This window comes from Streptomyces durocortorensis, assembly GCF_031760065.1.
In the GTDB taxonomy this organism is placed as follows: Bacteria; Actinomycetota; Actinomycetes; order Streptomycetales; family Streptomycetaceae; genus Streptomyces.
This window is the reverse complement of sequence record NZ_CP134500.1, coordinates 2,707,858-2,722,379: the sequence shown is the minus strand read 5'-3', so window position 1 is coordinate 2,722,379 and position 14,522 is coordinate 2,707,858. Positions and strand designations below refer to the sequence as shown.

Sequence of the window (14,522 nt, the reverse complement as noted above, 5' to 3'; positions counted from 1 at the left end):
CCCCGGCGAAAGGTCACGGCGACAGGCGTGAGCGCCGTGAACGTGCCACTGGGACGGACGGAGCGTCCGGCCTACGCGCTGTGCACGATCTGGATCAGGTTGCCGCAGGTGTCGTCCAGCACGGCCGTGGTGACAGGGCCCATCGTCAGCGGCTCCTGGGTGAAGTGCACGCCGAGCGCGCGCAGCCGGTCGAACTCCGCCTGTACGTCGTCCACGGCGAAGGAGGCGGCCGGAATGCCGTCCTCGACCAGTGCGCTCGTGTACGGCTTCACGGCGGGGTGCTTGTCGGGCTCCAGCAGCAGTTCGGGGCCGTCGGGGTGCTCCGGCGAGACCACGGTCAGCCAGCGGTCCTCGCCGCCCAACGGGACGTCGTGCTTCTTCTCGAAGCCCAGGACGTCCGTGTAGAAGCGCAGGGCCTTTTCCTGGTCGTCGACGAAGACGCTGGTCAGGTGGATCTTCATGGGGTGTCCTCCGGTGCTCGGGGCCTGAGCCATCGGCTGACGATGTGCTCCAGGGGTTCGGTGTTCAGATCGTGGAACTTGTAGCGGCCCTGGCGTCGCGTGAGGACCAGGCCCGCCGTTTCCAGGACGGCCAGGTGCTGGCTGATCGCCTGGCGGGACAGTCCCAGGCCGTGTTTGGTCACCAGTCGCGTGCATATCTCGAACAGGGTCTGGCCGTTCCGCTCCACCAGCTCGTCGAGGATGAGCCGGCGTGTGGGGTCGGCCAGCGCCTTGAAGACATCTTCCGCCATGACCATCACGATAGGCAAGTATCGACTTGCCTATCAACTCGGGGCGTCTGATCACCGCAGCGGCGACCGTCCGTCCTGCCGGTCGGTCGCCCCGGCGGTGGGAGCCGCCTGGGTGGTGTCGGCGGCCCGAGCTGTGTCGGTCGCCTCGGCCGGGTCGGCGAGGACCGGGAAGCGGCGCGGGGCGAGGGTGATCAGGGCTAGCAGGGCCAGGGCCGCCGCCCCCGCCGCGCCGAGGTAGACGTGGTCCACCGCCGCGTCCACCGCCCGGCGCAGGTAGTCCGTCGCGACAGCCGAGAGGGCGCCCGGGTCCTCCAGGGTGCGGGCGACCGCGTCCAGGTCGTCGGGGAGGCCGGGGGCCGGGGCGTCCAGGAGGCGGGCGGCGAGGACGCCGTTGGCGACGGCCCCGAAGAGCGCCGCGCCGACGCTCTGGCCGACCTGGCGGCAGAAGAGCACGGACGCCGTCGTCGTACCGCGCTCCGACCAGCCGACCGTCGACTGCACACCCACGATCAGAGGGAGCTGGAACAGGCCCAGAGCCGCGCCCAGGAGCAGCATGATCAGTGCGGGCTGCCAGGGTTCGCCGGGGTAGGGGAGCAGCGGGAAGGCCAGCAGGATCAGCAGGGCGGCGCTCATGCCGGTGATCGCGGTCAGCCGGAAGCCGATGCGGTTGTAGACCCGGTCGGACAGCGCCGCCGAGACCGGCCAGCTCAGGGTCATCACGGAGAGCACGAAACCGGCGGCTATCGGGCCGAGGCCGAGCACCGACTGCGCGTACGTGGGCAGGAAGACGGTCGGCGCGACCATCAGCAGGCCCATCGCGCCGAGTGCCAGGTTGACCGAGGCGATGGTGCGCCGCCGCCAGACCCAGCCCGGGATGATCGGCTCCGCCGCCCGCCGCTCGATGACCACGGTCAGTGCGGCCAGCACCGCGCTCGCCCCGAACAGGCCGAGTGAGGGTGCGGAGAGCCACGGCCAGGCCACCCCGCCCTGCACGAGTGCGGTGAGCAGCAGGGAACCCGTAGCGAAGACGGCGAGCGCGCCCGCCCAGTCGACGCGCGGGCGGGCGGCGGGGCGGGGGCGGGACGGTTCGTGGAGGTGGCGGACGATCAGCCAGAGGGCGATCGCCCCGACGGGGAGGTTGATCAGGAAGATCCACCGCCAGTCCGCGTACCCGGCGAGCAGCCCGCCGACCACCGGTCCGGCGACCGCTGAGGTGGCCCAGACCGTGGACAGCTTGGCCTGGATGCGGGGCCGTTCCTTGAGGGGGTAGAGGTCGGCGGCGATCGTCTGCACGGTGCCCTGGAGCGCGCCGCCGCCGAGCCCCTGGACGATGCGGAACGCGATGAGCGCGGCCATGTTCCACGCGGCGGCGCAGAGCAGCGAGCCGACCAGGAACAGGATGATCCCGGCGATCAGGACCGGCTTGCGGCCGAAGGTGTCGGAGAGCTTCCCGTAGAGGGGGAGTGTGACGGTGACGGCGAGGAGATAGCCGGAGAAGAGCCAGGAGAAGACGGTGAAGCCGCCGAGGTCGCCGACGATCTGGGGGACGGCGGTGGACACGATCGTCCCGTCGATCGCGGCCAGCGCCATGCCGAGCATGAGCGCCGCCACGACGGGGCGGCGGCCCCGGGGGGTGGTGAGGGAGGGGGCGGGAGCGGGAGCGTCGGGCGGCCCGCCCGGTGCTCCGCGGCTGGTGCCCGGGGCGACCGGGGCTCCTGGGCCACCGGCTTCCGGCGTGCTTCCTGTGGCTTCCGTGGTGCTGGTGCGGTCGGTGCTGCCTGTGGCTTCCGTGCCGCCAGTGCCGTCCGCGCTGCCTGTGGCTCCTCTGCCGCTCACCGATTTCCCTTCCCCCTGCACGTATCTCCCGTGGCACTGTCTCATCCGGGGTGCGGGAGGGGGAGCCTTTGCCGTGAGACGGATGACGGACAGACACCCCCGGGCGGCGAGCCGGACAACCCTGGGCGGCGAGTCGGCGATCCAGGGGTGCGGTAGCAGGGGGTGACGACGGTCGTACGGAGGAAGGCGGCCACCGTGCTCGGCGGCCAGGACGCCGAGCACGGTGGCGGCGACGGTCGGCTCCGCTTGCGGGTCGGCGGCGGACGTTCCGGCTCCGGTTGGTGGGCGGCCCCGTCGCCCGGAACCATGCCCCTGACCTCGTCTTCACCCGGGGGACGAGGCCCCCTAGGGGGCACCCCCTCATAGTGGCCAGGGCCCCTTCCTCCCGGCGGAGGACGTGGTGGGCGGGGGTGCTTCCTTAGCCTGTTCTTACGTCGCGCTTGCGGCGTACCGCAGGGGGGCGGGTGGGGAAAACCCCACCTCAAGACTGCGCTGGGCACCATCGTGCCGGAACGCCTCCTGAACCCAGACTTGGGCTGTACCCAAAAACGTCTAGTCATCGACTGACATAGGAGATATACCGTGACAACGGCTGTGACCATTCCCAGGCACGGGGGCACTGGAGGGCGTACGGCCGTCGCGGCGCGAGCGCGGCAGGTCGTGAAGGCGTACGGCACTGGGGAGACCCGGGTCGTCGCGCTCGACCATGTGGACGTGGACATAGCCCGCGGGCAGTTCACGGCGATCATGGGACCGTCCGGCTCCGGCAAGTCCACCCTGATGCACTGCCTGGCCGGGCTCGACACGGTCACGTCGGGCGAGATCTTCCTCGACGAGACCGAGATCACGGGGCTCAAGGACAAGAAGCTCACCCAACTCCGGCGCGACCGGATCGGGTTCATCTTCCAGGCCTTCAACCTGCTCCCGACGCTCAACGCGATCGAGAACATCACGCTGCCGATGGACATCGCGGGCCGCAAGCCGGACGCCGCCTGGCTCCAGCAGGTCGTGGAGACCGTCGGGCTCGCCGAGCGGCTCAAGCACCGCCCCACCCAGCTCTCCGGCGGCCAGCAGCAGCGCGTCGCGGTCGCCCGGGCGCTCGCCGCCCGGCCGGAGATCATCTTCGGTGACGAGCCCACCGGAAACCTGGACTCCCGGGCCGGTGCCGAAGTCCTGTCCTTCCTCCGCAAGTCGGTCGACGAGCTGGGCCAGACCATCGTCATGGTCACCCACGACCCCGTCGCCGCCTCCTACGCGGACAGGGTGCTCTACCTCGCCGACGGCTCCATCGTCGATGAGATGTACAACCCGACCGCGGACCAGGTACTCGACCGTATGAAGCACTTCGACGCACGTGGGCGGACGTCATGACTGTCTGGAAGACCTCGATGCGCAACTTCTTCGCGCACAAGGGCCGGATGGCCCTCTCGGCGGTGGCGGTGCTGCTGTCGGTGGCGTTCGTCTGCGGCACGCTCGTGTTCACCGACACGATGAACACCACCTTCGACAAGCTCTTCGCCGTCTCCTCGCCCGACGTCACCGTCAGCCCGAAGGAGGCCGACGAGAACGACGAGCAGCCCGCCGACGGCAAGCCCGCCTCACTGCCCGCCTCCGTGATCCAGCAGGTCGAGAAGGCCGAGGGCGTCGAGCGCGCCGAGGGCGCCGCCTTCTCCATGGCGGTCACCGTCGTCAACAGCGAGAACAAGAACATGGGCTCCGAGACCGGAGCCCCCACCATCGCGAGCAACTGGACCCGGAACGACCTGCGTTCGATGGAGATCACCTCCGGACACGCGCCCCGCGGTCCCACCGAGGTGATGGTCGACGCCGACACCGCGAAGAAGCACAAGCTCAAGATCGGCGACGAGCTGCGCACCATCGCCGTCACCGGCGACATCAAGGCGAAGATCAGCGGCATCGCGTCCTTCACCGTCACCAACCCGGGCGCGGCCGTCGTCTACCTCGACACCGCCACCGCCCAGAAGCACCTGCTGGGCGCCCCCGACGTCTTCACCCAGATCCTGGTGACCGCGAAGAGCGGCGTCAGCGACATCCAGCTCAAGAAGAACGTGGCCGCCGCCCTGGACGGCTCCGCCGCGTACAAGCTCCAGACCCAGCAGGAGGCCGCCGACGCCAACAAGGACTCCATGGGAGCCTTCCTGGACGTCATGAAGTACGCGATGCTCGGCTTCGCCGGAATCGCCTTCCTCGTCGGCATCTTCCTCATCGTCAACACCTTCTCGATGCTGGTCGCCCAGCGGACCCGCGAGATCGGCCTGATGCGGGCCATCGGCTCCAGCCGCAAGCAGGTCAACCGGTCCGTCCTCCTGGAGGCCGTCCTCCTCGGCATCGTCGGCTCCGTCCTCGGTGTCGTCGCCGGCATCGGACTGGCCGTCGGGCTGATGAAGCTGATGGGCGCCGTGGGCATGGAGCTGTCCACCAGGGACCTCACCGTCGCCTGGACGACCCCCGTGATCGGCCTGGTGCTCGGCGTCGTCGTCACCGTCCTCGCCGCGTACATCCCGGCGCGCCGGGCCGGCAAGGTCTCCCCGATGGCCGCCCTGCGCGACGCCGGGACCCCCGCCGACGGCCGTTCCGGCCGGGTCAGGGCCGGTATCGGTCTGGTCCTCACGGCGGCAGGCGGTGCGGCCCTCTGGGCGACCACGCAGGCCGACAAGGCCACTGAGGGCTCGATGTTCCTGGCCCTGGGCGTGCTGCTGACCCTGATCGGCTTCATCGTGATCGGCCCGCTGCTGGCCGGTGTGGTGGTGCGGGCCCTCAGCGTCGTCGTCCTGCGGCTCTTCGGCCCGGTCGGCCGGCTCGCCGAGCGCAACGCGCTGCGCAACCCCAGGCGTACGGGAGCGACCGGCGCCGCCCTGATGATCGGGCTCGCCCTGGTGGCCTGTCTGTCCGTCGTCGGGTCCTCCATGGTGGCTTCGGCCACCGAGGAGCTCGACAAGTCGGTCGGCGCGGACTTCATCGTCCAGGACAGCGGCGCCGGGCGGCCGATCGTGCCCCAGGCCGCCGACGCCGTGCGGGCCGTGCCGGGCCTGGAGCACATGACCGACTACACCTTCGTCAAGGCGAAGGTCACCGCGCCCAACGGCAAGACGGAGGACGAGGGCGTCGTCGCCGCCGACCCGACGTATCAGAAGGACGTCCGCCGCACGGCCGTCTCCGGCGACCTCGCGAAGGCGTATGGCAAGAACGCCATGTCCGTCGGCGACGAGTACGCCGAGCGGCACGGGGTGAAGGTCGGCGACACCCTCACCGTCGCCTTCGATGCGGGCCGGACGGCGAAGCTGAAGGTCGCGGCCATCACCTCCGACGACACCAACATCGACCGCGGTGCGATGTACACCAACCTCACCACGGCTGCCTCCCACATCCCCGCCGACCGGATGCCGCAGAACGTGGTGATGTTCGGCAAGGCGGAGGAGGGCAAGGAGAAGGAGGCGTACGCGGCCCTCAAGAGCGCGCTCGCCGAATACCCGGTCTACAAGGTTCAGAACCAGGCCGACTTCAAGGAACAGCTGAAGGACCAGATCGGCCAGCTGCTGAACATCGTGTACGGACTGCTCGCCCTCGCGATCATCGTCGCCGTGCTCGGTGTGGTGAACACCCTCGCCCTGTCCGTCGTCGAGCGGACCCGGGAGATCGGCCTGATGCGCGCCATCGGGCTCTCCCGTCGCCAGCTGCGCCGGATGATCCGGCTGGAGTCCGTCGTCATCGCCCTCTTCGGCGCCCTGCTCGGACTGGGCCTCGGGATGGGCTGGGGCACCGCGGCACAGAAGCTGCTGGCTCTGGAGGGCCTCGAAGTCCTGGAGATCCCGTGGCCGACGATCCTCACGGTCTTCGCCTGCTCGGCGCTCGTCGGACTGTTCGCCGCTCTCGTCCCGGCCTTCCGGGCGGGCCGGATGAACGTCCTGAACGCGATCGCCACGGACGGCTGAGGGGGCGCCGGACACTTGGGATGACTCCTGCGGGGTCACCGTAGGATGACGGGCAGGCCCCGGGACGTTCCTCCAACGTCCCGGGGCCGATCCTGTTCTTCCGGGTTCGCCTCGGGCTGATCCTGTTCTCCCAGGCCTGTCCCCGGGTCGATCCTGTTCTTCCGGGCCTGTCCCGGGGCGGGCCCGCTGCCCGGGGCAGGCCCGGGCTCCCCGTGGCAGGCCCGGGGGCTCCGGGAAGGCCTGGGGGCTCCGGGAAGGCCCGGGGCTCCGGGAAGTGGGCTCCCCGCCGGTTGAGGGAGCGGCTGTCACCCCCGGGCCGTAGGCTGGAACCCCCGGCCCGTTCCCGGGGTGTCCGGCGGATCAGAGCCGGTCACCCTCCACGTGTCGGGCCCTTCGCGTTGCCCCCTGGCAGCAGCCGGCTGCCAGCAACCCCTTGATCACCCGGACGGAAACCCCATGAGTCTGCACGGTCTGCTGGATGTCGTCGTTACGGACCCGGCGCTCGCCGAGGCGGTGAAGGCCGCCGAGGACGGGCACCGGATGCACGTCGACCTGGTGGGTCCGCCCGGTGCGCGCCCGTTCGCCGTCGCCGCGCTGGCCCGGCAGACCGGCCGTACGGTGCTGGCCGTGACCGCGACGGGCCGGGAGGCCGAGGACCTGGCCGCCGCGCTGCGCACGCTGCTGCCGCCGGACACGGTGGCGGAGTTCCCGTCCTGGGAGACCCTGCCGCACGAGCGGCTCTCGCCCCGCTCGGACACCGTGGGCCGCCGCCTCGCCGTGCTGCGGCGCCTGGCCCACCCGCGCGAGGACGACCCGGAGACCGGCCCGGTCTCCGTGGTCGTCGCGCCGATCCGGTCCGTGCTCCAGCCGCAGGTCAAGGGGCTCGGCGAGCTGGAGCCGGTGAGCCTGAGCAGCGGGCAGAGCGCGGACCTGGGGGAGGTGGTGGACGCGCTGGCGGCCGCCGCGTACGCCCGGGTCGAACTGGTCGAGAAGCGGGGCGAGTTCGCCGTGCGCGGCGGGATTCTTGACGTCTTCCCGCCGACCGAGGAGCACCCGCTTCGGGTGGAGTTCTGGGGCGATGACGTCGAGGAGATCCGCTACTTCAAGATCGCCGATCAGCGGTCCCTGGAGGTCGCCGCACACGGGCTGTGGGCGCCTCCCTGCCGTGAGCTGCTGCTGACCGACGAGGTGCGGGAGCGGGCGGCGGCGCTGGCCGAGGCGCACCCGGAGCTGGGCGAGCTGCTCGGCAAGATCGCGGAGGGCATCGCGGTCGAGGGCATGGAGTCGCTGGCCCCGGTGCTGGTCGACGACATGGAGCTGCTGCTCGACGTGCTGCCGAAGGACGCGATGGCGCTGGTCTGCGACCCGGAGCGGGTGCGTACGCGGGCCGCCGACCTGGTCGCCACCAGCCAGGAGTTCCTCCAGGCGTCGTGGGCGGCGAGCGCGGGCGGCGGCGAGGCCCCGATCGACGTGGGCGCGGCCTCGCTGTGGGGCATCGCGGACGTCCGGGACCGGGCTCGCGAGCTGGGCATGATGTGGTGGTCCATCTCGCCCTTCGCCGCCGACGCCGCCGACCACGACGACGACACCCTCCAGCTCTCCATGCACGCCCCCGAGGCGTACCGGGGCGACACCGCCCGCGCGCTCGCCGACACCAAGGGCTGGCTGGCCGACGGCTGGCGCACGGTGTACGTGACGGAGGGCCAGGGGCTCGCCTCCCGTACGGTCGAGGTGCTGAGCGGGGAGGGCATCGCTGCCCGTCTGACCCCGGACCTCACCGAGATCGCCCCCTCCCTCGTGCACGTCTCCTGCGGGGCCATCGACCAGGGCTTCGTCGACCCGGTGCTCAAGGTCGCCGTGCTCACCGAGACGGACCTGACCGGCCAGCGCACCGCCACCAAGGACCTGGGCCGGATGCCGGCCCGCCGCCGGAAGACGATCGACCCGCTGACCCTGGAGGTCGGCGACTACATCGTCCACGAGCAGCACGGCGTCGGCCGGTACGTGGAGATGGTGCAGCGTACGGTCCAGGGCGCGACCCGCGAGTATCTGCTCGTCGAGTACGCCCCCGCCAAGCGCGGTCAGCCCGGCGACCGTCTCTACATCCCGACCGACCAGCTGGAGCAGGTCACCAAGTACGTCGGCGGCGAGGCCCCGACCCTGCACCGGCTCGGCGGCGCGGACTGGACGAAGACGAAGCAGCGGGCGAAGAAGGCGGTCAAGGAGATCGCCGCCGACCTCATCAAGCTCTACTCCGCCCGGATGGCCGCCCCCGGCCACGCCTTCGGCGCGGACACGCCCTGGCAGCGCGAGCTGGAGGACGCCTTCCCGTACGCGGAGACGCCCGACCAGCTCTCCACGATCGCCGAGGTCAAGGAGGACATGGAGAAGACGGTCCCGATGGACCGCCTGATCTGCGGCGACGTCGGCTACGGCAAGACGGAGATCGCGGTCCGCGCGGCGTTCAAGGCGGTCCAGGACGGCAAGCAGGTCGCGGTCCTGGTCCCCACGACCCTCCTCGTCCAGCAGCACTACGGCACGTTCACCGAGCGCTACTCCCAATTCCCGGTCAACGTACGGGCACTGAGCCGATTCCAGTCCGAAACGGAGTCCAAGGCGACGCTCGAAGGGCTCAAGGACGGCGCGGTCGACCTGGTCATCGGCACCCACCGCCTGTTCTCCTCCGAGACGAAGTTCAAGGACCTCGGTCTGGTCATCGTGGACGAGGAGCAGCGCTTCGGCGTCGAGCACAAGGAGCAGTTGAAGAAGCTCCGCGCCAACGTCGACGTCCTCACCATGTCCGCTACGCCCATCCCCCGTACGCTCGAAATGGCGGTCACCGGCATCCGCGAGATGTCCACGATCACCACCCCGCCGGAGGAGCGCCACCCGGTCCTCACCTTCGTCGGCCCGTACGAGGAGAAGCAGATCGGCGCGGCCATCCGCCGTGAACTCCTGCGGGAGGGCCAGGTCTTCTACATCCACAACCGGGTCGAGTCCATCGACCGGGCCGCTGCCCGCCTGCGCGAGATCGTCCCCGAGGCCAGGATCGCCACGGCCCACGGCCAGATGTCGGAAGCGGCCCTGGAACAGGTGGTGGTGGACTTCTGGGAGAAGAAGTTCGACGTCCTGGTCTCCACGACGATCGTCGAGTCCGGCATCGACATCTCCAACGCCAACACCCTGATCGTCGAGCGCGGCGACAACTTCGGCCTCTCCCAGCTGCACCAGCTGCGCGGCCGGGTGGGCCGAGGCCGCGACCGCGGCTACGCCTACTTCCTGTATCCCCCGGAGAAGCCCCTCACCGAGACCGCCCACGAGCGTCTCGCCACGATCGCGCAGCACACGGAGATGGGCGCGGGCATGTACGTGGCGATGAAGGACCTGGAGATCCGGGGCGCGGGCAATCTCCTGGGCGGCGAGCAGTCCGGCCACATCGCGGGCGTCGGCTTCGACCTGTACGTACGCATGGTCGGCGAGGCCGTCGCCGACTACCGGGCCCAGATGGAGGGTGGCGTCGAGGAGGAGCCCCCGCTGGAGGTCAAGATCGAGCTCCCGGTCGACGCGCACGTCCCGCACGACTACGCCCCCGGCGAGCGCCTCCGCCTCCAGGCCTACCGTGCGATCGCCTCGGCCTCCTCGGAGGACGACATCCGCGCGGTCCGCGAGGAGTTGACCGACCGCTACGGCCCCCTGCCCGAACCGGTCGAGAACCTCCTCCTGGTCGCAGGCCTGCGCATGCTGGCCCGCGCCTGCGGAGTCGGCGAGATCGTCCTCCAGGGCCCCAACATCCGCTTCGCCCCGGTGGAACTCCGAGAGTCCCAGGAACTCCGCCTCAAGCGCCTGCACCCCAAGTCGGTCATCAAGCCGGCCGCCCACCAGATCCTGGTCCCGCGCCCGACGACGGGCAAGATCGGCGGCAAGCCGGTCATCGGCCGCGAACTGCTGGCGTGGACGGGGGAGTTCCTGACGACGATCCTGGGGTCGTAGGTCCGGGTTCCAGACCCCATCGGGCCTTGCCGGACCGGTCCGGCAAGGCCCGATGCGCTGGTGCGGCCCGCGAGGGCGCCGAGGGCAGCTTGAACGCGGCCCGGACCGTCTCGCCCACGACGTGGTGGTCGATGCCGAAGTCCGCGGCGAGTTCACTGACGAGGAACAGACCGCGCCCTGAGCAGCTGTAGTCCTCCGGCTGCGGTACGAGATCAGGATCGGATGACGGTGCACGGATCAGGGTCGGATGACGGTGCACGGGTGGCACGCCCACGCTCCTGGCCTCGCCCGGCTACCCCGCCCCGGCTCAGCGTGGACCGAGTCTCGGCCCGCGTCGCGACGCAGGATCGGTACCGCCTGCTCCGCCTCCCAGGAGACCTGCCGGTCCTGCGCACCCTGCGGGTGGTGTTCAGCGACCACGACCGGACCGTCGAAGCCACGGTGATGGTCAAGGCGGGGCATCTGTACGAGGTGCAGTACGAGTGCACCCCGGAATCCGGCTGAACCCACGGCGCGGAGCCGCCGCCCGGCCGGGGCCGGTCATGAACGCGTCCACGGCGGGGCAGACGCCCATAGGATTCTCCGCGTCCGGTTTCTCCCCGCCAGGCCAGTCAGGCCCGTCAGGATGGCTCCACGTGATAGCTCCCCGTACGTACCGAACAGCGGCCCTGCCCGCCCTCAGTGCCCTCGTCGTGCTCGCCCTGGCCGGGTGCAACCCCGGCGACCTCGCGGCCGAGGAGGATGGGGGCAGCGGCGGGGCGCAGTCCGCCGAGGGCTTCGGCGCCAGCCCGCTGGACAACCCCGACGGTACGAAGCCGGGCCTGGCCCCCCTCACCACCGACGCGGACCGGGCTGCCGCGCGCAAGGTCATCGAGAAGGTGGCCACCAAGGGGCGAGGCCCGAAGACCGGGTACGAGCGGAAGAAGTTCGGCTCCGCCTGGAAGGACGGGATCGACGGCATCCCGCTCGCCCGGAACGGCTGCGACACCCGTAACGACCTGCTCGCCCGGGACGGCAAGGACATCGAGCACCGGTCGGGCTCCGACTGCGTCGTCGTCTCGATGAAGCTCAAGGACCCCTACACCGGCCGGAGCATCGACTGGCGCAAGCAGCAGGCGACCGCGGTGCAGATAGACCATGTGATGCCGCTGTCCTACAACTGGCAGATGGGCGCCGCCCGCTGGAACGACACCAAGCGGGAGCAGATCGCCAACGACCCGCTCAACCTCCTCCCGGTGGACGGCCCGGCCAACAACGCCAAGCGCGACTCCGGCCCCGCCTCCTGGCTGCCGCCGTACAAGCCGGTCCGCTGCTCGTACGCGGTGCGGTTCGCCCAGGTCTCGCTGAAGTACGAACTCCCCGTCACTGCGGCGGACAAGGAGGCCATGCTCGCCCAGTGCGGGGGCTGAGCCGTCCGCGCGGCCTTCGTCCGGCGGGGTCACGGTCCCGTGGCCCCGCCGGAATGACTCCTAGGCCTTTCCGCCGCAGATCACGTCGTACGGCCTGCCCATCGCCATCATCAGCTGCATGGGTTCCGTCGTCGCCGCGGGGCACTCCTCCTTCTCCTTGACCAGGGCGAGGACCTTGAAGGCGTCCGACCCGGCCGAGGCGCAGGCGATCTCCTTGGCGGTCGACGTCACGCAGTCGCCCTCCACCAACTGGCCGCCACCGGCACCCGCGTCGCCGGGGTGGTCCCCGGACAGGTTCCGGCCGCAGACAGTGTTGGTGGGGATGCCGCCGGCCTTCTTGTCGTCGCCGGAGCCGAAGACCCGGGAGACCTGAATGATCAGGTCCGTTCCGGCCGGGCACTGGATGGCGTTGGGCATGATGCTCGCGGGCTTGATCTCCAGCGCCTTGAACGTCGCTCCGGACTCGTCGCAGTCGAAGGCGCGGTAGCCGTCCGGCTTGTTGTCGGGGTCCGGACCTCCGCAGTCGCCGACCTCCCACGAACCGCCCTTGCCGTCCGAGGCGGAAGAGGACGAGGACGACGAGGACTTCGAGGAGTCGTCGCCGAAGACCTTGGACGCGCCGTATGCCAGTCCGAGCATCACCGCGAGTACCACCAGGCTCTGCAGGCACCCGGCAGCTCTCCGGGGGCGGGGCGGTGTACTGCCTGGCTGGGTCATGGTGCTGCTCCTCGTCGGGTGACGCGCGGGTACGAAGTCACGGGTGGGGACGCGGCATGTGCACCTCACGGTTCCGGTCGGCCGGGCGGGCCGTGCTCGCGGCCGGGCGCCGACGGCACGGAAAGTCGCTGGTCGGGCGGGTGACGGCCTTCTAAGGTCGGCATCATGGAGCTGAACATCACCACGCTTGCCGAGCGCCCCGAACTCGCCGCCGCCCTGGACCGGATGCCGGACACCTGGCCGGAGTTCGTGCTGGAGGACATCGTCGGCTGGGCCAACTTCCCGCGGATCGCCGTCGAGTTCCCGCAGTACGTTCTGGTCGCCACCGACCAGGAGGGCGCGGTGGTCGCCCGTGCCTACAGCGTCCCCTTCGCCCTGGACGCTCCCGGGCGCGGGGAGCTGCCCGTCGGCGGCTGGGACCGGATGCTGCTGTGGGCGTTCTCGGACCTGCGGCGCGGGCGGACCCCCGACACCGTCGGCGCGATCGAGATCACGGTGGCCACCGGCCGCCAGGGGCGGGGCATATCGGGGCGCATGCTCGCGGCTGTGCGGGCCAACGCGGAGCGGCTCGGCTTCCGGGAGGTCGTCGCCCCGGTCCGGCCGAGCGGCAAGCATCTGCGGGCCGCACTGCCGATGGAGGAGTACGTCCGGCGCACCCGGCCCGAGGACGGGCTGCCCGAGGACCCGTGGCTGCGGGTCCATGTCCGGGCGGGCGGGTTGGTGGACTCGGTCGCGCCGGTGTCGATGACGGTGAGCGGCTCCCTCGCGCAGTGGCGGGAGTGGACCGGTCTCCCGTTCGACACGGACGGGCCGGTGGAGGTGCCGGGGGCGCTGGTCCCGGTGCACTGCGCGCTCGCGCACGGGTACGCGGTGTACACCGAGCCCAACGTCTGGGTGCGCCACCGGGTGTGAGGGCGGGGCCCTTCACCGCTCCGGGCCGCTCCGGGCCCTGGGTGCGTTGATCACGGGCGTTGTTGACGCTGGTCGGGCTTGATCATGGCGAAGGCCCCCGTGTGTGGTGGAGGTTCGGACCCGTACGACTCGGGCCGGTCCTCGGCCTGCCCGCCTCGACGGTGCACCGTGTCCTCACCCGGCACGGCCTCAATCGTCTGGTTCCTCGACCGGCCCGCCGGACAGTTCATCAGTAGGGCCCTTGTCCCCGCAGCAGGGTTGGGCCGTGAGAAGACTTGAATCAGCCAGTGACGCTGGTGGGTGCCGTCGTGGTGTCGCGGTGCATGATGTGGCCGGTGGCGGTGAACGCCTCATTGCCGACCAGTGCGCCGGTCCGGGTCTCTGTGACGACGAATCCCTCACTGGCGTAGAGCGCCTCGGCGGCTGGGTTGCCGTCGAGCACGGTGACTTCAACCCTCGGGCCGGCAGCGGCAAGTGCGTGGCGCAGCAGTGCCCTGCCGATTCCCTGTCGGTAGCGCTGCGGGTCGACGTACAGCCAGGTGACCTCGTCGTCATCGAGCGCGACGAAAGCGGCTACGCTCCCGTCGGCCTCCGCCACCCACAACTGGCCGTCGAACAGCCCCTCCTGCTCAGCGGTCTGCGCGAGCGTCAGGAATGCCTCGACACCGGCGGAATCGCGCAACTCGTCAAGGCGCGCGGCATCGTGAATTCGCGCGATCGCGTCCCAGTCATCGTTGGCGTAAGGCCGGATCTCGATCTTCACGGGCGGCATGCTCCCGATCCTCGCGGTCCACCCACAGCCGGCGCAACGCGTTTTACGCCGCTACCGCGGCACGCGGCGGGGCGGGATGATCGTCGCAGATCCCAAACGCTGAATTGCCGCGTAGCGCGCGGCGCATCGCTGAGCCGCCCCTGCGCCCAGCCGCCGGTCGACTGCCGGGCGCGCCGGATACC

10 protein-coding genes and 2 pseudogenes are annotated in these 14,522 nt (G+C 70.7%); 7 read left to right on the top strand and 5 right to left on the bottom strand.

Annotated features, from left to right (window positions below; all coding sequences use genetic code 11):
- Positions 1-71 precede the first annotated feature (71 nt).
- Genes RI138_RS11915 through RI138_RS11905 form a run of 3 tightly spaced genes read right to left on the bottom strand, consistent with a single transcriptional unit; the run spans position 72 to position 2,350 of the window.
- A complete protein-coding gene (locus tag RI138_RS11915; RefSeq protein ID WP_311119895.1) occupies positions 72-461 on the bottom strand; it encodes a VOC family protein in 390 nt (129 codons plus the stop codon).
- Positions 458-751, bottom strand: coding sequence for an ArsR/SmtB family transcription factor (locus tag RI138_RS11910; protein WP_311119894.1), 294 nt, complete (start codon positions 749-751; stop codon positions 458-460). Before RI138_RS11910 ends, RI138_RS11915 begins: the two co-directional genes overlap by 4 nt.
- A 51-nt stretch (positions 752-802) precedes the next feature.
- On the bottom strand, positions 803-2,350 hold the full coding sequence (locus tag RI138_RS11905) for an MFS transporter (RefSeq protein ID WP_398864253.1): 1,548 nt from the start codon (positions 2,348-2,350) through the stop codon (positions 803-805).
- 819 nt (positions 2,351-3,169) lie between these two features.
- Between RI138_RS11905 and RI138_RS11900 the strand changes: the two genes are divergently transcribed.
- The 5 genes and pseudogenes from RI138_RS11900 to RI138_RS11880 all read left to right on the top strand — a co-directional run bounded on the left by RI138_RS11900 (position 3,170) and on the right by RI138_RS11880 (position 11,939).
- Positions 3,170-3,958 (top strand): ABC transporter ATP-binding protein, encoded by a 789-nt coding sequence (locus RI138_RS11900; RefSeq protein ID WP_096630763.1) that lies wholly within the window; start codon positions 3,170-3,172, stop codon positions 3,956-3,958.
- Entirely contained in the window at positions 3,955-6,540 is a 2,586-nt protein-coding gene (locus tag RI138_RS11895) for an ABC transporter permease (RefSeq protein ID WP_311119892.1), read from the top strand. The genes RI138_RS11900 and RI138_RS11895 overlap by 4 nt, the downstream gene beginning before the upstream one ends.
- A gap of 456 nt (positions 6,541-6,996) precedes the next feature.
- A complete protein-coding gene (mfd, locus tag RI138_RS11890) occupies positions 6,997-10,530 on the top strand; it encodes a transcription-repair coupling factor (RefSeq protein ID WP_311119891.1) in 3,534 nt (1,177 codons plus the stop codon).
- Positions 10,531-10,781: 251 nt separating this feature from the next.
- Positions 10,782-11,034 (top strand): annotated as a pseudogene (locus RI138_RS11885) (UTRA domain-containing protein); the annotation flags it as partial.
- Between the two features lie 131 nt (positions 11,035-11,165).
- The gene (locus RI138_RS11880; RefSeq protein ID WP_311119890.1) at positions 11,166-11,939 is read left to right on the top strand and encodes an HNH endonuclease family protein; all 774 of its coding nucleotides are present in this window, start codon (positions 11,166-11,168) and stop codon (positions 11,937-11,939) included.
- 60 nt (positions 11,940-11,999) lie between these two features.
- Here RI138_RS11880 and RI138_RS11875 read toward each other — a convergent pair whose 3' ends face one another.
- Entirely contained in the window at positions 12,000-12,656 is a 657-nt protein-coding gene (locus tag RI138_RS11875) for a hypothetical protein (protein WP_311119889.1), read from the bottom strand.
- A gap of 165 nt (positions 12,657-12,821) precedes the next feature.
- Here RI138_RS11875 and RI138_RS11870 point away from each other — a divergent pair, with 165 nt between their 5' ends.
- Both RI138_RS11870 and RI138_RS32380 read left to right on the top strand, forming a co-directional pair.
- Positions 12,822-13,568, top strand: coding sequence for an N-acetyltransferase (locus tag RI138_RS11870; protein ID WP_311119888.1), 747 nt, complete (start codon positions 12,822-12,824; stop codon positions 13,566-13,568).
- A gap of 110 nt (positions 13,569-13,678) precedes the next feature.
- A pseudogene (locus RI138_RS32380) lies at positions 13,679-13,805 on the top strand (IS481 family transposase); the annotation flags it as partial.
- Positions 13,806-13,848: 43 nt separating this feature from the next.
- Here RI138_RS32380 and RI138_RS11865 read toward each other — a convergent pair.
- Positions 13,849-14,331, bottom strand: a complete 483-nt coding sequence (locus RI138_RS11865; protein ID WP_311119887.1) for a GNAT family N-acetyltransferase — start codon at positions 14,329-14,331, stop codon at positions 13,849-13,851.
- Positions 14,332-14,522 lie beyond the last annotated feature (191 nt).